Here is a 22207-nt window from a genome sequence, read left to right on the forward strand (position 1 = left end):
TTGGTCAGTGGAACTTACTCATTCGAATGTATATGAGAAGGAGTTTCCTTTTATAAACCCTCAGGGTATAAAATATGGAATTTTACTGATAAACCTTTTCTATATCTCTCCATGCTATAAGAAACATTATCAAGCTTGCGATTAAAATAAATAAACCACACCCAGTCATCCACCATGGATCATGAGCTGTATCAACCTTCAATACTCGTATACTTATGCTACATATAATTATTAGTATAAAATCAAATAGCACTATTGCCTCTGTTACCTTATACCCTTTTATTCCTTTTGTTAATGTAAAAATACATCCTGAAATTATTTGAAACTGTATAATTGCTCCAAAACTTAATATAACTATTGGTGTAAATGTAATAATAAAGAATACTTCCTTTAAAGATTCTGCACTACCACTAAGGGCTATATTCCCAAGAGCTCCAACGATTATAACTATTGGAGAAATTATTAGCCAAGGCTTAAGTCCCTTAAAAAATACCTCTTTCCTACTCATTGGAAGATTTGCTGTACTTAAATACAATTTATCACTACCCATCTGTGGGCATACAGCCTTAAATGCAAACATAGGATAAAAGGATATTCCAAATGCCAATATGGAATAAATCTTGTTATATACCACCACTCCATTTTCAACAGGCATTTTATTTAAAACCTTAACAAACACAAGAATTAAAGCAGCAACAGAGCTTAAAATTGTAAGTCCTACTACTCCAACAATCTTTGCATCAAATAACCAATCCTTCTTTAAAAATTTCATTATAAATTTCCTTTCTAAACTCTCTATTTCTTGTTACATCAATGCTTTATACTCTTTTATTGGTGTATCCTCTCAACATCCTTCCAAGCCACAAGAAATACACCTAATGAGCCTAAAAGTAATGTTAAAACTACACCTGCTGCAAACCACATACTGTTATCTGTATCAATAGGAAGTGCTAGTCCAGCTAAAACACATACTCCAATTAAAATTGCATTAAATATTACCATTAAGCTAATAACCTTGTACCACTTAATTTGTTTAGCTGAGCAAAAAATCATTCCTGCTATAACCTGCATATTCATTAAAATCATAAACACACAGACAAGTGCTGGTCTTACTAAAGAAAATAAAACTAATATTCCCAAGCTTTCAGTTGGTTCACTTAATAATGCCATGACCACGGCTGAAGCTAAAATTACAATAGGACAGAATATAAACCAAGGCTTAAGCCCCTTTAAAAATAAACGTTTTTTACTAAGAGGCAAATTTGTAGTATTTAAATAAACCTTACCATTTTTTATTTGAGGTGAAATTGCTGAAAATACCCAAATAGGGTACATGCTTATAATCCCACTAACCATGGTATACAACTGTTCATACCCCTCTTTAAAACCCCATCTAGCCCCTGGAACCATCCATGATACCAGTAAAAACATTATTGATATCCCTGCTAAAGTTACACCTATAACATAACCCGCAGATTTAAAATCATACAGCCAGTCTTTCTTAATTAGCTTCATTCCTATACACCTCTTTATAAAGCTTTACTACAGATTTCCCATTAGTTCTTAAATCTTCAACTAATTCATTGTGTACTACTTTCCCACTCTTTAAAAGGATAACTCTATCCAACATCTTCTCTATATCTGCTACTAAATGACTTGAAATTATCATGGTGCTTTCAGGACTGAAATTTTCTAGTATCATTCCTATTATCTCTTCTCTTGCAATTAAATCTATGGTAGCTAAAGGCTCATCCATTATATATAAAATCCCGTCAATAGCAAGAGCTAATGCTAGATGAAGCTTTTCATTCTGACCCTTAGAAAGTTTTTTCACTTTATCATCCTGTTTTAATCCAAAGTCCTTTAACATGGATAGACACTTTTCCTTGTTAAACTTTTCAAAATATCTTGCATAATAAGCAACACAATCCTTAACATACCATCCTCCTGGCATTAAAGCAGTATCACTCATATACCCTATTCGCCCCTTATCTTTGTAATTAAACTCTTTATCCTCAAGTAAATATTCACCTGAATCAAAAACGATTTGTCCTCCAAGGATTTTAAGAAGTGTACTTTTCCCTTCTGCATTTGGAGCTAAAAGTCCAATTATCTCACCTTTATTTATAGTTAGATTTACATTATCTAAAATAACTTTCTCTCCATATCTTTTATTTAAGTTTACTAATTTAATCATTCACCATAACTCCCATCTATTTAAGTTCAATATATTCAAGAAGCTTTATTGCTTTTTCTTTACTTAATCCAATTGCACTCATATCTCTTAGATATTTTTCACTAATTTCTATTCCCATCTGCTCTTGCATCTTATCCGGTTCATTTTTTCCTTCACTAACAAAGGACCCCATTCCTCTTCTTGTATAAGTAATCCCTAATCTCTCAAGCTCTCCATAAGCCCTTTGAAGAGTATTCGGATTTACCCCTAAGGATGATGACATTTCTCTCACTGATGGCAGCTTATCCCCTGGCATCAAATCTCCTGTTGCAATAGCCCTTTTTATAAGTTCAATAATTTGAAGATATATAGGCTCATTATCATTAAATTCAAAATCCTTTAAGTTCAACTTTAAGTTTCACCTCCACCTTAGTACACTGTATCAGGCACTGTATTACTGTACTACTCAAATAGTACAGTAGTATAATTCTATTGTCAACTACTTTTTCATATTTTTTCTAAATAAAAAAAGAACTCCTATTTGAAGTTCTTTAATAATTACTTATATTTATCTCCTTATACTCTTTACAAGGCTTCTTTCTCATCTCTCGAATAAGAATTCCCATAATTCCAATACAAATGAATATATCCCCAACACTTGCTATACCATTCAAAGGTCCAATCTTATATGGTATAACATCTGCTAAAAATACAAATAGCGTATCGCTATTTACCATAGAATATAAACCAAGTTTACTAATTTCACCACTAAAATTTAATAGCTCTGCAGCCTTTATTCCAACAGGCATTGTACAGCTATTAGCAAATATAACAATTATATTTAACACAAATCCAATTCCTATAGTTAAAATAAACTTGTCTTTTATATTAATGAAAATAAAAACCATAATAAGAGTATACATTATTACGTTTATTACAAAGGTACTTGTTCCAATTTCTAAAACTCCCTTTGCCAGCAACATCTTCATACAAGTCTCTAAAAGAAACCCGGCTGCAATAAACCATATTCCCCTATACTTAAACTCTGATATATTTCTCAATTTCCCCTTAAGTATGTATCCAATTATAATTGCTATTACTATTGAAACTACAAACATCATACCCTCCTATTGGGTTACACTACTCTCTAGCACTTTAGCTTGTGCTTTTTCTTCCATCTTTTCTTCTCTTTTTAGTATATTCAAATATGCATTTGCAACCTTAGGATGAAACTGTGTCCCTGAATACTTTTCTATTTCAGCCTTTACAATTGCTTTTGACAAACCTTTTCTATAAGGTCTGTCTGAAGTCATTGCATCAACGGTATCCGCTAGATGAACTATATATACCTGTATATCAACTTCATCCCCCTTTAATCCATGAGGATAACCCTTGCCATCATACCTTTCATGATGCTGCTCAACAATTTTATGTACATAATCTATATTTTTAATTTTCTTAAGGATTTTTACACCGATAGTCGGGTGCTCCTTAATTATGTTATACTCCTCGTCAGTAAGCTTTCCTGGCTTATTAAGAATATTATCACTAATACCAATCTTTCCAACATCATGAAGCATAGCTGCTATATGAAGCTTCTCAATCTCCCATTGACTAAGCTTAAGCTCTCTAGCAATCTCCACTGATATCTCTGCAACCCTTCTTGAATGCCCTTCTGTGTACATATCTCTTGCATCTATGGCATTCATTAAAGCTTCAACTGTATCTGTAAGCTGTTCCTTTGTATTAGAATATAATAATAAAGTGTATCTTAACATTATCACTGTAAATACTACAATTATTAACCCCCAATAATTGTATTCAGTAAATACAATAGCTAAAAGAATCCCTATTGGTAACATCACTACTGAATTAAAAAAACCTATTTTTATATTTCCTAGAAAGCAATATAAAATATTTTTTCTAGTTTTCAACCCCATAAGTACAGACATAATTAAAATATTTACTATCAAATAAACTATTACAAAAACTATAAGTGGAAAAATATTATATTCAAATTTATTTATGCTATATGTACCACCCATAATCATATAAAAATAGTTACTGATTATAATCGGCAAAACTAATGCACACACATTAAAAATCGTACCAAAAATCGGAGTGTTAAAAATATGTATATATCCTCTACCATCAACCTTCAACACCCTACATAAAAATCCAACAGTAACTATAATAATTGATATTAATGGTCCAAAAAGTATGTAAGACGCAATTGTTACTGCAAAGCTTGTACTAAAAGACATACTTTTAAATGTTACTGTAAAGGACTCCGTTATTCCTATAAGTGCCATAAATAAAATTATGTCTGTATATTCTACTTGATTAGCTTGTATGGTTGCAATTGGATTATTTATAAGTATAATCGTAAAAAAAACTGTCAACGCATAAATTAATAAGAGATATAATCTTTGTTCTTTCGGTAATCTCCTCATATTTTTCCTCCTGAAATATTTAAGACCGATTATATATTATAAAGAACGTTTTAATTAAAACGTTCCTATTTTTAGTTTAAACTATGAATTACCAAATCCAAGTAACGCTTGAACCGCCAGCCATAGCTAATGCAAATAAAGCAACTATAGCAGGAACTAATTTCTTCATGTTTTTCATTGTTAATTTCCCCCTTTTAAGTGAATTAACAACGGTCCGCTAAAAAATCGTCATATTTTTCCACTCCGCTTAAAGGAAGAACAAATTTTAATATAATCGGTCATTAAACCAAAGTTATTGTTTCATTACCCTTCTATTAAGAGCATCCAAAGTAGCCTTTGCTATAGCTTCATTCACATCACTTTTAACTATAGCAGTTCCTATAAGTATTTCTTCATCGTCTCTTGTAATCATATTTGTAACTACATTAACGAAATTGATGTCTCTACTTTTATTCAATACAACATCTTCTATGTCAAACATAGGAGCTCGTCCAATTACTTTTTCTACTGCTGCCACAGTTGCCCTAGCAACTACTTTCTTTCTATTTGCACTTGTGCTTATTGCACTCTTAGTTGATACAAATTCTTCATCTCCACAAGATAATCTCACTTCACATTCTACATTATTATCTTCCACATGAACTGAAATTCCTTGGTAAACTATTCTGTTTATCGTTTTCTTTGATTCACCAGTATCAATTTGAGCAATACTGATTATCTTTCTATCTACTCTATATCCGAAAATCGCAAGAAGTGCGGATTCTATATCTCTTACAATTTGTTTTGCCGATCTTGAAGTTCCAGCAATTACGTGTACTTCTCTAAGGCCTTCATCGTCAGCTACAACCTTAGCATGAGTAACTCCTTGTATTTTCATTATAATATCTTGAAAAGATTGAAAATCCATATATCAACACCCCTACTTTACATTTTCAGTTAAATTATACCTCAAACTGGTGATTTAAACAACATATTCAGTGTATTATTTACCAAACCACCGCTTTTTTCCCACTTCCTATAATTTATCGACTTTTATACTTAAAACTTTATACTTTTTATTTATATTTTTTTAAACAAAAAAAGTATCCTTAAATAAGTTGACTTATTTAAGGATATAAAAGGTAAATTCTTAATCAATAATCTGTTGATCTGAAGATGCATAATCTTTAGTTTCCGTTGGCATCCCCTTCTTTTCTAAATTAATTTCTACAGCACCTCTGACTATAGAATAAATAACTGCAAAAGCCGGTACACCGATAATCATACCAATGAAGCCAAAGAGTCCATTTCCTAATAAAATAGCAAACATAACCCAAAAGGCTGATAATCCAGTTGAATTTCCAAGTATCTTTGGTCCTAGGATATTACCATCAAACTGTTGTAATAAAAATACAAATAAGATGAACCACAAAGCTTTAATTGGGCTGGTAATGAATATTATAATAACACTCGGAATTGCCCCGATAAATGGTCCAAATACAGGAACAATATTAGTCATCCCTATAATAAAACTTACAAGCAAGGTGTATGGCATATTAAATATATTCATACATACAAAACAAATTATTGCTATTATTAAGGAATCCAATAATTTACCGCTTAAAAAACCTTTAAAGGTTTTATTGCTATGATCACTTAATTCTATCAAGTAATTCACTGGTTTTTGTGGTAATACTGCAAATAACAGCTTTTTTACTTGAGCAAAAAATCTCTCCTTGCTAGCTAACATGTAAATTGAAATAATAGTTGCAATAAACACATTAAGCACAGATTGAGTTATTCCAGCTGAAAATTGTAGTAAACCTCCTAAAATCGCACCACCAATTGATGTTATATAACCTGAAATACTATTAAAATCCTCTATAATCTCATTAACCATATTTGCATCTAAATTTAGTTTTGTAACTATTTCAGTAAAATACACTTCTAAAGAATGTGCATAATCTGGTATATTCTCAATTAAAGTTCCTATACTTCTAGCAAGCTCTGGTATTAATATAGCAATTACGATAGCAATAATTATACCTGCTAAAATATATGTAATTGTGATAGCCAGTGTTCTTTTTAATTTTAAATTTCCCTTTTTATCTAATGGCTTTAAAATTGTTCTTTCAAAGACCTTCATTGGTATATCTAAAATATATGCAATAGCAAATCCATAAACAAACGGCATTAGTATTCTTAGAATCTCTTTTGTTCCAACAAAAAAGATACTTATATTCTTTATAACAAAATATAAAATAATCGCTACAGACAATACTATAATGTTAGAAATAGTATTCTTAACAGTATTGGAGCTAAAATTTAACTTCATAGTATCCCTCCATCATTTTAGTGGTCAAGCCATTTAATTATACTATTTTTCAATATAAGATACTACTGTTAAATGTGGATGGAATATGTATATACTGTTAATTCTTACGCCCCTAAAACTCGTCTTCAAAATACAGTCCCGAAAGCTCATATTTGATAAACCTTTATCTTATTGTTGATATAACCCACTTTCCTTGTTCTTCTATAATAGTTACCTTGTTAACTCCTTCTTTCACCTCTCCTTGAGAATTAATATAATGAAATTTAACATCATAAATTTTAATCTTTTCACTTACATCTACATTTTCAATAATTTCATAGAAATCTATCTGAAACTCATCTTTTCGTGTATCCCAGGATATATTTTCTTTACGCTGAAGATATGTCTTAAATTCCTGTTGCAGCATTGGATCCATAACTGCATACTGAAGCACCCCATTTCCACCCTTCATACCTTCTGCCCATAAATTAATAGCTTCTTCTGGACTAGGTATCCTGAATTTATTTATAGCTTCCTCTGCAAATCCAATATGCTTTAAAAGATTATTCAAAGTAGCTTGCTTAGCTTCGTCATTGTCGTTTTCAGCACTTCTCCATGGAGCCTGTTCCTTCAAAATGATATTTGTTTTTGATTGTTCATTTCTCATATCCCCAAATAATATTCCACTACCAAAACTAAGACAGATAATTAATATAAACATAAAATATTTTTTCATAAGTATTTCCCTTCTGCATAACACCTGATAAAATAAATCATCTATTTATTCTAGGATACCCTGTCCAAAATAATAAATTCTAAAAAAATAAAAGTACTTTCAGTATTTCACCAAAAGTACTTTTTTAGGTTTATTATTTGCCTGTGCTTCCAAAACCTCCAACTCTTTCCTCATCAGAGTTACAGTTATCACTTACTAAGAATGGTATAAACATAGCTTGCGCTATTCTATCACCTTTTTTTATTACATAAGGCTCCTTTCCTAAATTTAAAAGATTTATCCCTAAATTCCCGTCATTCTTAGGGTTATTATAATAATCACACTCAACCCATCCTTGAGCATTTCCCATTATAACTGGATGACTTCCCATTGAACTTCTTACGTTTATAAGCAAAGCTTCTCCTGGCTGGAAATAAGCTTTAACATCAGTCCAGATTAATTCCTTCTCCATTGGCTGAATCACTGTATCTATTGGTGAATAAATATCATAAGCAATAGCGTGTTTACTTCCTCTTGTTGGAAGCTGTACATCTACCTCAGGATGTTTTCTTTTTTCATCTGTAACTATTTCAAATCCTCTTACTCTCATCGTATATCTCCTATCTATTTATGCTTTAATGTTCCTATTTATTATATCATCTAAATAAATTTTAAAAATAAAAAAATTAATGAGAATATTTTTTTCATACCGTGACATAATAATATTGTAATCAAGTTACTGAATCGATTAAATCGAAGAAGTTATAAGATTACATGGAGCGGGAATCCGCTGTTTACCTTTATTAATTATAAGGAGGGTTACACCATTGGAAAATTTAGCTGTCAACGCAGAACTAGATTTAGGAAAGGTGGTTGGACCAAAAGATATTTAAGTGATTTAAATTCATCCTTACAAATTAATATTGATAAAAAAAGGGGTGTTAAGCTTTTTAAGCTTAGCACCTTCTTTTTTTGCATAATTGATATTTATTTTACACTTAATCTAATTGTTGCACCACTATTATCCTTTAATTGCTTCAAGATTTGTATATCTAATCCTAGTTTTGGCAAATCAGTTCCTAATGTTGGTATTCCTATATTATTAAACTCTTGCTTATCAGTAAACTTAGGATTAGCTGTTGAATATTTATCAATAGCATTTCTTCCATAAACTTCGCTAAAATCTACAACAAATTTACTTCCTGTCTTAGAGCTAAATGCAGCATCATGCATTTGGTATTTGTTACTTGCGAACATAGTAGATTTATCTCCAAATACCCAATTAATGTTGTTTTGGTCTGCATCTACAACTGATAGATATCCTCCACCTGGATGATATTCACCCCAGTTTTCAGTATAATAGTTATTTACATACCAAACTACCATACCTGGATCAAATGCAAAGATATTTCCTAATGAATTAATATGAGCTAACCTCATATCAACACCTTGGTGATTTCTCCACTCGATTAAATAGTAGTTCTCAGCAGCCTCTTTTCCTGTATTTTGTACAAAACCTTCTAAATTAAATACTCCATCAACCCATCCATTAGAAGTTCCAGTAATTCCATGTGATACTACAACTTCAGCATCTGGATCATGGTCAGTTGTAGTAATATTACCTTCTACATAAGTCCAATCTTCACTTCCTACTTCCCTAACCTGAATTGATGCAAAATCCCAACCATACTCAATATCATACCAAGTTTTAAATTGTAAAACAGGATTAACAGCTCCTGTTAAATCTACAGTAGTAGTCATATAGGTTTTAATAGGTGCTCCATCTACACCTTTTCCACTCCAGTAAGAATAGGTGCCACTAGTTGGTGTATTTATAGCATATTCACGTTCTGGGAGATTAATTCTAATAACCTGCCCTGTTGTACTAGCTGAATTTATATCAAAAGATGTGCCTTTAATTGTTAAATCTTCATAATTTATCACTGTTTGCTTTTGGAAATTACCTCCATATATACTTTGAAGTATCTCTCTTCCATATGGGCTTATTCCTGTTGGCTCTGTACCAGACACCTTACCAGCCCAGCTTCCTGAAGACATTACGGACCAGTTAGATATTGGCTCACTTGAAGCACTGCTATACTGGGTATCATATTCATCTGGCAAGCCTAATTCATGACCAAATTCATGAGCGAATACACCTGCTGCTCCATCCTCTGATTCAGTTGTATATTTATATCCTAAGTAAGGTCTTTCTTTACCATTTTCATCTGTATAGCTAGTTCCTGGAATTTCATATAATCCACCAAGGTCCCAGCTGTGTGCCCAGATTGCATCACTACCTAAATATCCACAGCCATTATCTTCACCAACTCCTGCATGAATAACTATTAAATAATCAATTAATCCGTCTGGCTCATCATAATTTCCATCGCCATCTAAATCATACCTATCAATGTGATCAAAGTCAGCTAAATTAATAGAAGTATCCTTCCCAACCTCATTAAGAGCATCCATAATTAGCTCTCTAGGTCTTATATCATTAGAACCACCAACATGTTCACCATAATATTTTGCAGTTTCTGGTACAGTATACCAGTCTGTAACTGTTCCTGTGATTTTCATTGTTCCACCAGACTGCTCATCATAGAATTGTCTCATAGATATTAAATTTTCACCATTTGGTCCCTTGTATCCATTTTCTCCAAATAGCATATCTTGATAATGCTGCTTTTCATAGCTATCATAATACATCTCTGTTTCACCAGGCTGTATAGAATTATGCTTATAATCATCGTATTCAACCATAACAGCTAATACATTTATTTCTGTAACTTCATCATTCATACTGTAGGATGTTATTCCATTTTCATTTTTCTTTTTATTTTCCTTTGCCTTACCATTTAATTCTTTCTGTTCCTTAGTTATCTTTTGATTATTATTTTAGCTACATTCTGCATATACTCAGTATAAGCCTCTTGTTCTTCTTCGAAGGTGGCTTCTTTTGATATTTTGCCTTCATCTTTTAATATCTCAATTATCTTAAACTCATTAGCAACTACTGTATCTATTGGTCCACCATTTTTATAATAATTACCTTGAGAAGCACCCATAGATATTTCTTCTGTTTCATTCCTAACTAAATTACTATCAACGTCTTTGCTTAATGCTCTTGCATTATGCCCTATGAAGTTCATTGCAACAAAACTTACAGTTAAGATACTAACCATCAATTTAGTTAACCTTCTTTTTAACAATACGAACACCACCTATAAATTAATTTTTACACTATAAATTTGTATGCGTGAAAACATTGGTTAGTATCAAAATAATATTATTCTTAAATTATTTTTCACACAAAGTTCACAATAAAAAGGATGTGTTCATCAATGTAACACATCCTTTTTATAATTAATAATCGGATAAACTTATTTATATAAATTCTAATTTCCAGTTAAAATATCCTGTTGCTTCATCCTTTTCATATCTTAAATAAGCTGCAAAGGTATTTCCTTTTTTACTTTTTAAATTTCTAAATCCTACCTTGCCATTTTTAAGAAGTAGTTCAACCATTTCCTTTGTTACAGTCTTCCCCATGGATTCGATATATTTATCATTTTTCCAAATTGTATACTTACAGCCATTTTTCCAATTGCAGCAACCAAATCCTTTAGATCCTTCAATCACTGGGTTTCCACATATAGGGCAGTTACCAACACTCTCAGTTCCTTCAGGCAGTTCGACCTTAATTTTAGATAACATTGAAGTATCATTTTTTATGGCCTCAACTGAACTTTTTGTGAATTCACAGATATGATTAATGAAGGTTTCCTTTTTAACCAAGCCTTTTTCTATATCCGATAAGGTTTTCTCTAATCGCCCTGTATACTCAAGGTCAAATAGCTCTCTAACAGGGAACATCTCAACCATTGTAGTTCCAAGTTCCGTGCAAGTTAAGTTTTTCCCCTTAGTTGTTATATATCCTATATCCTTAAGCTTCTTAATGGTTTCTGCCCTTGTAGCAGGAGTTCCAATACTAAATCCACTAAGTATTGCCTTCATTAACTCCTCAGAGGTTTCCTCTTGAGTTTCTGGTGAAGTATTTTCATCATCATCCTCATCATTAGAGACTTCTTTTCCAATACTCTTACCACAGGTTTCCATTACTCTAAGGAGAGTTTTCTCTGAATGATATTTAGGCGGCTTCTTGGTAACAGTATTAACCTTAGTGCCAACCACATCAACCATTTCCTTTTCCATAACAAGAGGAAGAATTGTATCCTTTGTTTCTATCTTCTCAACTTTACGCCAACCTTCAACAATTTGAACCTTTCCCTTCGAAACAAATACTCCTTTTATCTTTTCATCATAAACCTTGGAAGTGATCTTTGTTTCCTCAAATTCAGCAATAGGCATAAACTGCATTATAAATCTATTCTTAACAGCTTTATAAACAATAGTCTCATCTGGTGAAAGCCCCTTTGGAATAATATAAGTAGGAACGATGGCACTATGGCTCTCTACCTTTGAGTTATCGAAAATTCTCTTTGTCTTGGCAAACTTTATTTCCCCCTCATAAGGCAGGCCTCTTTTTAAGGTTTCTAAAACCTTTTTAGTTCTATCCACTAAGCTTTCCTCAAGAACTATACTAGCTGTTCTTGGATAAGTAATTAACTTCTTCTCATATAACGATTGGGCAACCTTTAACACCTTATCAGAAGTCCATCCCTTATACTTACTTGTAACATACCCCTGCAGGTTTGACAGATTAAATAGATATGGAGGATATTCCTTCTTCTTTTCAGTCTGCTTCTCAACAACCTCTGCCGATTTCCCTTCAAGAGCCTTTGCAATATTTTTAAGATAATCCTTCTCATCAAACTTTTCATCCAGCTTTTCTTCGCCTTCAACATTCTTTGTTTCATAATACATACCATCATACTCTTCATTATTCTGAGTTTTGAAGGTTACATTAAGCTTGTGATAAGTAGTTGCAACGAACTCCCTTATTTCCTTATCCCTATCATAAATAATCTTTAAGGTTGGAAGAAGAACCCTTCCAATGTTAAGTAGCTTAACATCTTCAAATTTATATCTAAGAGTTGCAACTGAAGTAAGGTTTATTCCAATAACCCAATCTGCCCATTGCCTTCCAATACCAGCATCCTGAAGGGACTGCATTTCTTCATTGGGCTTTAAAGCTGCCATACCTTTTTTAACCTCATCTGGTGTCCACTCATTTAAAAGAAGTCTGTAAACTGGCTTTTCCTCATTAAAATATATAAAGAGCTCATCGGCAATAACTTGTCCTTCACGGTCAAAGTCCGTTGCAGATATAACTCCATCCACATTTTCTCTATCTATTAAACTCTTGATAATTCTAAGCTGCTTTTCAGCACCCTTATCAACTATATTTCTATTTAGTGAGTCACTTTTAATCTTATACTTAAAATTATCTGGTATAAAAGGAAACTTAGAAAACTCCCAGCCTTTCATACTTTCATCATAATCCTTAGCATCATATAGCTGTAATAAGTGACCAAAAGCCCATGTAACTAAATAATCTTCACCTTCAAAATATCCATCTTTTCTAGTCTTAATGTTTAAAGCCTCTGCAATATTCTTTGCCACGGATGGTTTTTCCGCAATAATAACTTTAGCCACTATATCTCACCCTTACTTGTCTTTTTAATAATCTTACGTAAATCTATTTCTTAGAATAACACATTTAACTATAAAATCACACAAATATTTATCCATAAGTGCAGATTTTATTATTTAAACCTGTCCATTATACTATTATATCCCATTATCCAACTTTCTTAAACAAAAGACTAAAAAACACATTAATTCATTATAAAAGTAAAAATTCTCACTTCTCATTTATAAATCAAAATGCAATCTTTACCAGACCAAATGTAATCTATATTTGACATTTAGCAATTTATATATTATAGTACTATTTGTAAGGAGGTTTTTCATGAAAAACAAACGTATGAAGATAGCACGACTAGAACTAGACATGAAACAAGACGATTTAGCTAAAGCCGTAGGCGTTACAAGACAAACCATCGGACTAATCGAATCTGGAAACTATAATCCAACACTTAATCTCTGCATAGCAATATGCAAAGCTCTAAATAAAACCTTAGATCAATTATTTTGGGAGGAATAGATATGAAAAGAAATGTTATTCGCGATGAAAGAGAGATTAATCAAAAAAGAAAAATAACTAGTGAAGCTTTTTCTTTAGTAATGTTTTTTCTAATAGCTTCAATTCTAATACAACAATATGTGTTTAAAGCTGCTCCTGTAGAATATATAACTGAAATGGTATGCTTCTTTGGCGCCTCCGCCTATATTTTAATTAGAAATATTTCAAAAGGTACTAACTTAACCCCTAACATTACAAACAAACTTCTAATTACAAATAGTTTGATTTCTGGAGTAGTTATAACTGAAGTTATGGCATTTCAAATGGTAAAGGATTCTATGCTTCTAAATGAAAAGATTTTTACCCTTGTATTAGTATTTATAATTAGCAGCGTTGGATATTTCCTTTCTTGGTCCATACTAAGAAGTTTAAACCAACGTAAAATAAAGAAAATTGAAGCTGAACTTGATGATGATGATATTGATGATTAAATAGCCTATTTATATTTAATTATAACTTGAACTAAGAAATGAAGAGAGTGTATAAATTTATCATCATACACTCTCTTCATTTTCTCTTTTAAAATCACAAAATACTTAATATTACTTTTTATCTTTAAATATATCCAAGGATATCCACTGTATAGGAGTTGGATAATCTATAAATATTATACCTTGCACATAATCTGTGCAAACGCCTGCATTATTCTTGAATACTTCTTTCTCAAAATAATTGGAGTCATATTCACTAAATGGTATTTTAGACATTGCTTTTTTAAAAGGACTACTAGCTTTGCTTAAATCTAAAATGAAGTTTTTTCCTTCTAATTTTGACTCTTTAATTATTCTCTTCAAGTCTCCTGATATATTTGAAAAGGTTTCGTTTGAACAGGATTCATACTTAAATATTCCACCTTGATTATAAACTGTGCTAAAAGAATAAATCTTCCCCCTAAGCTCATCATCATCATTTAAATATGATGCCAAATATTTTACACCATTAAACTCTTTCTGATAAACATGAGACCCTCCATAATGGATATATGACTTTTCTAAATTGAATTTTTCATCCAGTATTTTAAAATTATTATAGGTATTTTTATCTCTTACTTCATAAAATTCTTTTTTATTGTAATGGTCATTTAATGGTTTACCTGAAATTTCTTGAGTATTTTTTATATTGCTTAAAATTACCTTAAGTTCAAAAAGTGAGTCTTCTAGATTTTCTTCATATTCTACATCATTTGAAGTTATATGACTTTCTAATTTATTAACAGCTTGCTGAACCTTGATCTTATTCTCTTCTACATTATATTCTAAGGTACTGTTAAGTATATCAACTTCCTCAATTTCACTACTAAATGTGTTTAATACATTTATTTGTTCAGGTGATAAGTCTGGATTATTTTTTATAAGTAAATCAATAAACATTTTCACACAAGGAACATTTTCTATACTGTCAATTCCAATTATTCTAATCTTATGCTCCTCTGATAATTCCTTATTTTTTTCAAATAACGACTTCATATAGTCATAATAGGAGGTATTATTAAACTTATTCATTAAATAAATTTTCTTATATTGATTTAAAAGCTCCTCATCTCCTGTTTGAATATAAGTATTTAAAATTGTACCCGCAGCATAGCCACCTTCAACTAATATATATTTTAATCCCCAATTATCTATTAGGTATTGTGACACTTTAGTTTGAATTATAGAATTTTCATTAACTCCATGCATTTCATTGGTAAATATAATTCTTTTATCTTTGATAATTTTATTAAATGACTCTAGCTCTAAATTGTCTACTGTTTCATCTATTTTTAATTCTACTGCGTACTTTTTAATATACTCTTCTTCAGAAAGTGGTTTAGCTTCACATGCCACCATAACTAGCAAAATTAGTCCTACAACTACAGACATTGTTATTAGCTTACTACTATTCATTTTCATAATATTTCCCATCTTTTCTACATTTCATCTAAAACTTATAAGTTAATTATGCTCAAATATATTATTTCAATGTGAATCAATTGCTTTTAAATCAAAGCTATATGAATCTTTTCCTTTTATCTCAGCCATTTCAAAACTCAACATACTTGGTTTGCCTAATTGAATTTCTCCATTAAGGTCATAGGTTTCATTAACATTTAAAGTTAAATCGTACTTTTCCGTACCATTTGAAATTACAATAAACATAAGCTGCGCACTTTCATCAATAGCAAAACCTTCTTTAATATATTCTTCTGGCTTTGGAGCTTTTTCAGGATATACATTATTGAACCACTGTACATAATTACCTATGTCACCTTGATATGTTTCCACATAAGCATAAACATATTTCCCTTTTTTATCTTTTTCAAATTCTATGATTCCTGTTTTACCCATCGATGTACAAAACCCCGCTACTCTTGTAGTTCCCATATCTACTATATCAATAATATCTACTGCTTCCTGCTCTTTATTTACCAGCTCCGTCTTATAAATTGCTTTAATAATCTCTTCTTCAGTATTTCCATAGGTCTTTGGATTAGCAATAAATATAACTGCATTAACTAATACTATAACTCCCACAAAAATCACTAGCACACTAATTAATCCTATAAACGTTTTAATTCTCTCTTTCATACCTCATCTCCTAACTCAAATTCTCTTAGTAAAGCAAATAATCCTATTTGCTTCCTCAAAACCAGCCCTTAAGTGAAACTTTAAGCTATCCATATTATCAAGTTCACAGTCACTAGCAAATTCACTACATCCTTTGTCTTTAGCCCATTTCTCACATTCGCCCAGTAGCTCCTTCGCTAATCCCTTGCTTCGATATGCTTCCTTAACATATATTCCTTCTAAGTAACCAACCGGACTATTATCTGTTCCCTCCACATAATCATGCCTTAGCTGACATTGTGCAAAAGCTATAACTTCATCTTTGTCATAACTTAATAAAATTAAAGCTTCTTCAGAAGAAAGTATATGTTTAAACTCCTTTTGAAGCTCTATAACTTCATTATCTGGCCATAATAACAAAGCAAGTTTTGTAACATCTTTATAATCTTTTATCTCTGCTCTTTTTATCACCTTTTCACCACCACAGCTACTTGAAATTATTAAAGGAATTCTTTTCAATATAAATCTTCAAAGCCTTAATTGATAATATCAATGCATAAATTACTAAACAAATAACAAATACCACAAGTATTATGTAAAGAGACGATAGTATTGAAAAAATAGCCATAATTAATCCCCCAATCATTAACTTAAATATACTTAATCACATTCTATCTATGTTAATTATATACTATTAATGAATATAATTACATAATTCAACTTTAATCAATTTAAATTTAGAATAAATATATTTTCTAATAAAAAAAGTACAGCCTCCTGCTACTAATACAGAAGGCTGTACTTTTTTACTTTAACTTTTATTCTCATCTCTGTTAGCAATTATGCCTTTCAAAATTATGTAAACATATTCCTTATAGGAAGATTCAAAGTCAAAATTTATTGGACATAACTCATCTGCCTCAGGCATAAGCCCTTCAATGGGCTCTCTAAGCATAGTTTGATAGGAACTCATAGAATATCGGAATTGATACTCTCCGAAAAGATATATTTCACGTAGACTTAATTCTGGAATATGCTTTTGAAGTAAAGATAAAAAGTAATCCATTTTTCCAGAAATTTTATCTTTATAAACCATTAAGGCTTTTATGTCAACACTTTTGCTTAAAATTGGTGGCAGAAAGGTCATTAATCCAATCATCCGCATATGTCTTGCAGTAACTTCCGCTATAAAGGTGCATAAATCCCTATGGGACATTTTTTCTTCCTTTTCTAACCTACTGCATAACTCATCAGTCCAAAGGAGAAGATCATCACAAAGAATGTCAGTGAAAATGAGCTCCTTAGAAGTATAGTATTTATATAAATTTGAGCGTGAAAAGTCCAATTCTGATGAAATTGATTTCATGGAGATTTTATCATAACCATGGATTTCATATTGTTTTATGGCAATCTCCTTAATCTGCTGTATTCTAAGATCCTTTTGTGCATCACTGCGGGCTCTTACAAATTCCATACCTTCACCTCCAAATATTAATAGATTTTAACGGAATTATAACATTTTTTATTTTTATTGACAAGTAACACAGTGTCACTTAAAATAAATTTAGCAACGAGGAACACTGTGTCACTTAGTTGGCGCAAAAGTTAGGGGGAGTAATTATATGTTGAAACTTAGTAATATAAAAAAAGAGTATATTACAGGTGATACCAAGGTACACGCTTTACGCGGTGTTAACATTGAATTTAGAGAAAATGAATTAGTTTCAATTTTAGGACAATCTGGATGTGGAAAGACTACCTTATTAAATATCATAGGTGGCCTTGACCAATATACCAGTGGAGATCTAATTATTAACGGTAAGTCAACAAAGGAATTTAAAGACAGCGACTGGGATACCTATAGAAATCAATCTATCGGCTTTGTTTTTCAAAGCTACAACTTAATCTCCCATCAAACTGTTTTAGCCAACGTTGAGCTGGCAATGACGCTGTCAGGAGTATCAAAGCAAGAAAGAAGACAGCGTGCCATTGATGCCTTAGAAAAGGTAGGTCTTGGAGATCAGCTCAACAAAAGACCTAATCAAATGTCTGGTGGTCAGATGCAGAGAGTTGCAATTGCCAGAGCCTTAGTTAACAATCCAGACATCATCTTAGCGGATGAGCCTACAGGAGCTTTAGATACAAAAACAAGTATTCAAATAATGAATATTCTAAAGGAAATCTCAAAGGAACGTTTAGTAATAATGGTTACTCATAACCCTTCTTTAGCTGAAGAATATTCTACTCGTATTATAAAGCTATTAGATGGAGAAGTTATTGACGATAGCAAGCCTTATGATAGAAATGCAGAGGCAGTAGTTAATTATGAAAATAAGAAAAAGAGATCTATGTCCTTTACTACAGCTCTCTCATTAAGCTTAAACAACCTTATGACTAAAAAAGGGAGAACCTTCTTAACTGCCTTTGCAGGTTCCATAGGTATAATAGGAATCGCCTTAATTCTTTCCCTATCAAACGGGGTTCAAAATTACATTGACAGCGTTGAAGAGGAAACACTAGGAAATTATCCACTTCAAATAGAAAGAGAAAGTGCCGACTTAACAGGCTTCATGACTAATATGATGGAAAGCCAGACAAAGCAAAATGAAGCAGAATCAGGAGACAATGAGATTATTTCTAATAACATGATGTCTTCTATGATTTCATCTATGGCAGCTGGCACAACAACTAATGATTTAAAGGACTTTAAAGAGTATTTAGAAACTAACAGTGATACACTAAGCCAATATACTTCAGGTATTGAATATCAATATAAAACACAGCTGAACCTTTATAAAGCTGATGATAGTGAAGACCTTGTACAGGTAAACCCTTCACAGGTTATGGATTCCATGGGGGTTTCCATGGGAAACATGGCAGAGATTGCACCAATGAGCCCAATGGGTGGCACCAACTATGACATTTGGAGCCAACTTCCAGCTGAAAAGAATCTTCTTGACACACAGTATGAGCTTGTAGATGGAAGATTTCCAGAAAGCCATGATGAAGTTGTTATAATTACTGATGGTAATGGAACAATAAGTGACTATGCTTTATATGCCCTTGGACTTCTTGAGCAATCAGAGTTAAAGGACATGCTAAAGAGCGCTATGAATGGTGAAGAACTAGAAGCTAAAGAAATAATGAAGTATAGTTATGATGATTTAATGAAACTTAAATTTAAGCTTTTACTTAATACTGATTACTACGAAAAAGATAAAAATGGAATTTGGAAGGATATGTCCGATGATGAAGACTATATTTTAAATAAACTTCAAGATGCTTTAGAAATAAAGGTAGTAGGGATCATAAGACAAAAAAGTGGAAGCTCATCTAGCAGCGTTGCTGCCTATGGCGGAGTTGGATACTCAACAGATCTTACTAAATATGCTGTAGAAACTATTCAGGAAAGTGAAATAGTTAAAGAGCAGATGGCAGACCCTAATAAAGATATTTTAACAGGTATTGCCTTTGAATCTGAAAACAAAGATGAAGATATGACTATGGAGGATTTACAAGCCTACATCGCAACTCGTCCAGAAGTCGAGCAACAGCAAATGCAGGGTGCAATTCAACAAATGAAGGCTCAAGGTGCTACTGACGAAATGGTCCTTGATCAGTTTAAAGATTATCTAAAAGCTTTAAAAACTGACGCTACCTATGAAGGAAACCTTGAATTGTTTGGTGTAGCCGATATAGATGAACCATCAACTATACTAATTTATCCAAGTGATTTTGAAGCTAAAGAGAAGATCGCAGACTTTATAGATGAGTATAACAGTGGAAGAGATGAAAATGAGGTTTTAAGATACACAGACTTTGTAGCCTTAATAATGTCTTCAGTAACTACAATTATCAATGCTATAACTTATATATTAATAGGCTTCGTGGCTATATCTCTAGTAGTATCTTGTATAATGATAGGAATTATAACCTACATCTCTGTACTTGAAAGAACTAAAGAAATTGGTATTCTTCGTGCAATTGGAGCTTCTAAGAAGGATATCTCAAGAGTATTTAACGCTGAAACCTTCATTATAGGGCTATGTGCAGGTTTACTTGGAATTGGAGTAACAACTCTTATCAATATACCAGTTAATAGTATCGTATTTAATGCTTTTGGTATAGAGAATATTGCTTCCTTACCAATAAATGCATCTATTATATTAGTTGTAATAAGCATGGTGCTAACAGTTATTTCCGGATTAATTCCATCAAAAATGGCTGCTAAAAAGGATCCAGTAGAAGCATTAAGAACTGAATAAAAAAAGTTTTTCAAATAAAAATCAGGGAAGCATAAACTTTAACGCTTCCCTAATTTTTTATTGTGGTTTTCCACTCTCTTTTTCATTGATATAAATATCTAAGGCTTTTATTCCTCTTCTTGCAAGCTTCACAAATAAAACAAAGGAATATATACCCATTCCCAATATTCCACCCCATATAAGAAATGCAAGTAACGCAGGTAAAAAATATAATGGACTAAAAGAATTCATATAACCCATTCCCCAATCATTAATTTAAATTTAAATAATTTCATTTATTCTTATTATAAACTATTGTGTAATATAATCCCATATATAATGCATTGCTCTATAAAATTTAACTTTTAATACTTTATTTAATTTATATGATACTATATTCTTATATTATATATGAATCTCCTTCTCATATTCATTGGAAGGAGTAAATACTTTAACCAAATCAAAGATTCACACTGTGGAGGTTCTGTTAACCAAATCAAATATTTGGAGCATCACTTCTAGAGCTCATTTAAGGAGGGTATAATGGGTAAAAAAATATTTAAAATCACTATTGGTATCTTAGCAGCTATTATAATAATTGCAGCTGGATACATCGGCTTCATGATTGTCACTGACTATAAACCTGAAGAGAAAGTTTCACTAGAAGTTGAAAATAATAAAACTAAAATATTAAACACTAAGGATGAAATAGAAATCACAACCTTTAACATAGGTTACGGAACCATGGATGAAAATGTAGACTTTTTTATGGATGGCGGTAAAATGTCTAGAGGTCTCAGTAAAGAAAAAACTCTAGAAAATATGAACGCTATCATAAATACTCTTAAGGACTTAAATTCTGATTTAATGTTTTTACAAGAAGTTGATGTTAAAGCAACTAGAAGCTATAAGATTAATGAAGTCGAAATGATTAAAGACAAATTTAAGGATTACAGCAGTAACTTTGCAATAAACTATAAGGTTCCTTGGGTACCAATTCCAATTTCGAAACCCCATGGAAATGTACTAGCTGGTCTTCTAACTTTATCTAAATATGATATTGCTTCTTCAACAAGATATGACCTACCTGGTAAATCTTCCTTCTTTGTTCAGCTAGGAGACCTAGATAGATGCATGACTGTGAACAGAATGCCTGTGAATAATGGTAAAGAACTTGTAGCTATTAATGCCCATCTTTCTGCTTATGATAAGGGTGGAACTGTGCGTAAGGTGCAACTTGGATATATAAAAGCATTTCTTGAAGCAGAGTATGCTAAAGGGAACTATGTTATCATTGGTGGTGACTGGAATCAACAGATGCCTGGATCAAACGCCTTTGATTTCCCAACTACTGAGAAGTGGCCTGACTGGCTTCAGGATGTACCAGAGGAGCTTACTCCTGAAAATTTCACCTAGGCCTATGACAAAACAGTTCCTTCAGACAGAACTGTTGCGACTCCTTATACCCCTGGTGAAAACCTCCTATCTGTAATTGATGGTTTCTTGGTATCTGATAATATTGAAGTTATCTCAACAGTGGGTACAGATTTACAGTTTAAAAACTCCGATCATAATCCTGTAACAATTACCTTTAAGCTAAAATAAATT

At 31.9% G+C, this 22207-nt stretch carries 23 protein-coding genes; 4 read left to right on the plus strand and 19 right to left on the minus strand.

Translation table 11 applies throughout. The annotated features are described in order from the left end of the window. Positions 1-82: 82 nt before the first annotated feature. The 13 genes from BN1075_RS04795 to BN1075_RS04850 form a co-directional block, all read right to left on the minus strand. Positions 83-772, minus strand: a complete 690-nt coding sequence (locus BN1075_RS04795; protein WP_040191951.1) for a hypothetical protein — start codon at positions 770-772, stop codon at positions 83-85. Between the two features lie 56 nt (positions 773-828). Continuing rightward, positions 829-1515 carry a hypothetical protein gene (locus tag BN1075_RS04800; protein ID WP_040191952.1) on the minus strand — a complete coding sequence of 229 codons (687 nt, stop codon included), beginning with the start codon at positions 1513-1515 and terminating at the stop codon, positions 829-831. Continuing rightward, positions 1502-2197 carry an ATP-binding cassette domain-containing protein gene (locus tag BN1075_RS04805; RefSeq protein ID WP_040191953.1) on the minus strand — a complete coding sequence of 232 codons (696 nt, stop codon included), beginning with the start codon at positions 2195-2197 and terminating at the stop codon, positions 1502-1504. The genes BN1075_RS04800 and BN1075_RS04805 overlap by 14 nt, the downstream gene beginning before the upstream one ends. A gap of 16 nt (positions 2198-2213) precedes the next feature. Further along, a complete protein-coding gene (locus BN1075_RS04810) occupies positions 2214-2585 on the minus strand; it encodes a GntR family transcriptional regulator (RefSeq protein WP_040191954.1) in 372 nt (123 codons plus the stop codon). Between the two features lie 142 nt (positions 2586-2727). Further along, the gene (locus tag BN1075_RS04815) at positions 2728-3294 is read right to left on the minus strand and encodes a DUF5317 family protein (RefSeq protein ID WP_040191955.1); all 567 of its coding nucleotides are present in this window, start codon (positions 3292-3294) and stop codon (positions 2728-2730) included. A 9-nt stretch (positions 3295-3303) separates the two neighbouring features. Further along, positions 3304-4629 carry an HD-GYP domain-containing protein gene (locus tag BN1075_RS04820; RefSeq protein WP_040191956.1) on the minus strand — a complete coding sequence of 442 codons (1326 nt, stop codon included), beginning with the start codon at positions 4627-4629 and terminating at the stop codon, positions 3304-3306. A gap of 292 nt (positions 4630-4921) precedes the next feature. Then, positions 4922-5536: a hypothetical protein gene (locus tag BN1075_RS04825; RefSeq protein ID WP_040191957.1), complete on the minus strand. Its 615-nt coding sequence runs from the start codon at positions 5534-5536 to the stop codon at positions 4922-4924. Between the two features lie 222 nt (positions 5537-5758). Beyond that, positions 5759-6943, minus strand: coding sequence for an AI-2E family transporter (locus BN1075_RS04830; RefSeq protein WP_040191958.1), 1185 nt, complete (start codon positions 6941-6943; stop codon positions 5759-5761). Positions 6944-7106: 163 nt separating this feature from the next. Beyond that, complete coding sequence (locus BN1075_RS04835) at positions 7107-7658, minus strand: hypothetical protein (RefSeq protein WP_040191959.1); 552 nt, start codon at positions 7656-7658, stop codon at positions 7107-7109. 133 nt (positions 7659-7791) lie between these two features. Beyond that, a complete protein-coding gene (locus BN1075_RS04840) occupies positions 7792-8247 on the minus strand; it encodes a dCTP deaminase/dUTPase family protein (protein WP_040191960.1) in 456 nt (151 codons plus the stop codon). Between the two features lie 377 nt (positions 8248-8624). Next, positions 8625-10442 (minus strand): immune inhibitor A domain-containing protein, encoded by a 1818-nt coding sequence (locus BN1075_RS04845; protein ID WP_052406391.1) that lies wholly within the window; start codon positions 10440-10442, stop codon positions 8625-8627. Positions 10443-10519: 77 nt separating this feature from the next. Next, positions 10520-10852, minus strand: a complete 333-nt coding sequence (locus tag BN1075_RS20585; protein WP_052406392.1) for a hypothetical protein — start codon at positions 10850-10852, stop codon at positions 10520-10522. Positions 10853-11027: 175 nt separating this feature from the next. Then, entirely contained in the window at positions 11028-13259 is a 2232-nt protein-coding gene (locus BN1075_RS04850; RefSeq protein WP_040191961.1) for a type IA DNA topoisomerase, read from the minus strand. A 316-nt stretch (positions 13260-13575) separates the two neighbouring features. On the opposite strand from BN1075_RS04850, the gene BN1075_RS04855 reads away from it, so the two are divergent. Next, a complete protein-coding gene (locus tag BN1075_RS04855; protein WP_040191962.1) occupies positions 13576-13770 on the plus strand; it encodes a helix-turn-helix transcriptional regulator in 195 nt (64 codons plus the stop codon). A gap of 2 nt (positions 13771-13772) precedes the next feature. Next, positions 13773-14240 carry a DUF6773 family protein gene (locus BN1075_RS04860; RefSeq protein ID WP_040191963.1) on the plus strand — a complete coding sequence of 156 codons (468 nt, stop codon included), beginning with the start codon at positions 13773-13775 and terminating at the stop codon, positions 14238-14240. Positions 14241-14351: 111 nt separating this feature from the next. Here the strand turns inward: BN1075_RS04860 and BN1075_RS04865 are convergent, their stop codons facing one another. The 5 genes from BN1075_RS04865 to BN1075_RS04880 all read right to left on the minus strand — a co-directional run bounded on the left by BN1075_RS04865 (position 14352) and on the right by BN1075_RS04880 (position 17829). Continuing rightward, positions 14352-15701 (minus strand): TraB/GumN family protein, encoded by a 1350-nt coding sequence (locus BN1075_RS04865; RefSeq protein WP_040191964.1) that lies wholly within the window; start codon positions 15699-15701, stop codon positions 14352-14354. Positions 15702-15767: 66 nt separating this feature from the next. Next, on the minus strand, positions 15768-16376 hold the full coding sequence (locus tag BN1075_RS04870; protein WP_040191965.1) for a hypothetical protein: 609 nt from the start codon (positions 16374-16376) through the stop codon (positions 15768-15770). Positions 16377-16391: 15 nt separating this feature from the next. Continuing rightward, the gene (gene aac(6') / locus BN1075_RS04875) at positions 16392-16826 is read right to left on the minus strand and encodes an aminoglycoside 6'-N-acetyltransferase (protein WP_042387018.1); all 435 of its coding nucleotides are present in this window, start codon (positions 16824-16826) and stop codon (positions 16392-16394) included. A 16-nt stretch (positions 16827-16842) separates the two neighbouring features. After that, the gene (locus BN1075_RS21885; RefSeq protein ID WP_197072277.1) at positions 16843-16983 is read right to left on the minus strand and encodes a hypothetical protein; all 141 of its coding nucleotides are present in this window, start codon (positions 16981-16983) and stop codon (positions 16843-16845) included. Between the two features lie 183 nt (positions 16984-17166). Next, on the minus strand, positions 17167-17829 hold the full coding sequence (locus BN1075_RS04880) for a TetR/AcrR family transcriptional regulator (protein WP_040191966.1): 663 nt from the start codon (positions 17827-17829) through the stop codon (positions 17167-17169). Positions 17830-17977: 148 nt separating this feature from the next. On the opposite strand from BN1075_RS04880, the gene BN1075_RS04885 reads away from it, so the two are divergent. Next, positions 17978-20620, plus strand: a complete 2643-nt coding sequence (locus BN1075_RS04885; RefSeq protein WP_040191967.1) for an ABC transporter ATP-binding protein/permease — start codon at positions 17978-17980, stop codon at positions 20618-20620. A 57-nt stretch (positions 20621-20677) separates the two neighbouring features. Here BN1075_RS04885 and BN1075_RS21475 read toward each other — a convergent pair whose 3' ends face one another. After that, positions 20678-20851 (minus strand): hypothetical protein, encoded by a 174-nt coding sequence (locus BN1075_RS21475; protein ID WP_156132760.1) that lies wholly within the window; start codon positions 20849-20851, stop codon positions 20678-20680. 291 nt (positions 20852-21142) lie between these two features. On the opposite strand from BN1075_RS21475, the gene BN1075_RS04890 reads away from it, so the two are divergent. Beyond that, on the plus strand, positions 21143-22015 hold the full coding sequence (locus BN1075_RS04890) for an endonuclease/exonuclease/phosphatase family protein (protein ID WP_235777759.1): 873 nt from the start codon (positions 21143-21145) through the stop codon (positions 22013-22015). Positions 22016-22207: the final 192 nt, after the last annotated feature.

This window comes from Clostridium culturomicium (genome assembly GCF_000821305.1).
GTDB lineage: Bacteria > Bacillota > Clostridia > Clostridiales > Clostridiaceae > Clostridium_J > Clostridium_J culturomicium.

Excerpts from the sequence above, each read along its gene's own strand:
- BN1075_RS04795 (WP_040191951.1), bottom strand. The coding sequence starts at position 772 with ATGAAATTTTTAAAGAAGGATTGGTTATTTGATGCAAAGATTGTTGGA.
- BN1075_RS04800 (WP_040191952.1), bottom strand. The coding sequence starts at position 1,515 with ATGAAGCTAATTAAGAAAGACTGGCTGTATGATTTTAAATCTGCGGGT.
- BN1075_RS04805 (WP_040191953.1), bottom strand. The coding sequence starts at position 2,197 with ATGATTAAATTAGTAAACTTAAATAAAAGATATGGAGAGAAAGTTATT.
- BN1075_RS04815 (WP_040191955.1), bottom strand. The coding sequence starts at position 3,294 with ATGTTTGTAGTTTCAATAGTAATAGCAATTATAATTGGATACATACTT.
- BN1075_RS04820 (WP_040191956.1), bottom strand. The coding sequence starts at position 4,629 with ATGAGGAGATTACCGAAAGAACAAAGATTATATCTCTTATTAATTTAT.
- BN1075_RS04825 (WP_040191957.1), bottom strand. The coding sequence starts at position 5,536 with ATGGATTTTCAATCTTTTCAAGATATTATAATGAAAATACAAGGAGTT.
- BN1075_RS04830 (WP_040191958.1), bottom strand. The coding sequence starts at position 6,943 with ATGAAGTTAAATTTTAGCTCCAATACTGTTAAGAATACTATTTCTAAC.
- BN1075_RS04835 (WP_040191959.1), bottom strand. The coding sequence starts at position 7,658 with ATGAAAAAATATTTTATGTTTATATTAATTATCTGTCTTAGTTTTGGT.
- BN1075_RS04840 (WP_040191960.1), bottom strand. The coding sequence starts at position 8,247 with ATGAGAGTAAGAGGATTTGAAATAGTTACAGATGAAAAAAGAAAACAT.
- BN1075_RS04845 (WP_052406391.1), bottom strand. The coding sequence starts at position 10,442 with ATGAATGATGAAGTTACAGAAATAAATGTATTAGCTGTTATGGTTGAA.
- BN1075_RS04855 (WP_040191962.1), top strand. The coding sequence starts at position 13,576 with ATGAAAAACAAACGTATGAAGATAGCACGACTAGAACTAGACATGAAA.
- BN1075_RS04860 (WP_040191963.1), top strand. The coding sequence starts at position 13,773 with ATGAAAAGAAATGTTATTCGCGATGAAAGAGAGATTAATCAAAAAAGA.
- BN1075_RS04865 (WP_040191964.1), bottom strand. The coding sequence starts at position 15,701 with ATGAAAATGAATAGTAGTAAGCTAATAACAATGTCTGTAGTTGTAGGA.
- BN1075_RS04870 (WP_040191965.1), bottom strand. The coding sequence starts at position 16,376 with ATGAAAGAGAGAATTAAAACGTTTATAGGATTAATTAGTGTGCTAGTG.
- BN1075_RS21885 (WP_197072277.1), bottom strand. The coding sequence starts at position 16,983 with ATGGCTATTTTTTCAATACTATCGTCTCTTTACATAATACTTGTGGTA.
- BN1075_RS04880 (WP_040191966.1), bottom strand. The coding sequence starts at position 17,829 with ATGGAATTTGTAAGAGCCCGCAGTGATGCACAAAAGGATCTTAGAATA.
- BN1075_RS04885 (WP_040191967.1), top strand. The coding sequence starts at position 17,978 with ATGTTGAAACTTAGTAATATAAAAAAAGAGTATATTACAGGTGATACC.
- BN1075_RS21475 (WP_156132760.1), bottom strand. The coding sequence starts at position 20,851 with ATGAATTCTTTTAGTCCATTATATTTTTTACCTGCGTTACTTGCATTT.
- BN1075_RS04890 (WP_235777759.1), top strand. The coding sequence starts at position 21,143 with ATGGGTAAAAAAATATTTAAAATCACTATTGGTATCTTAGCAGCTATT.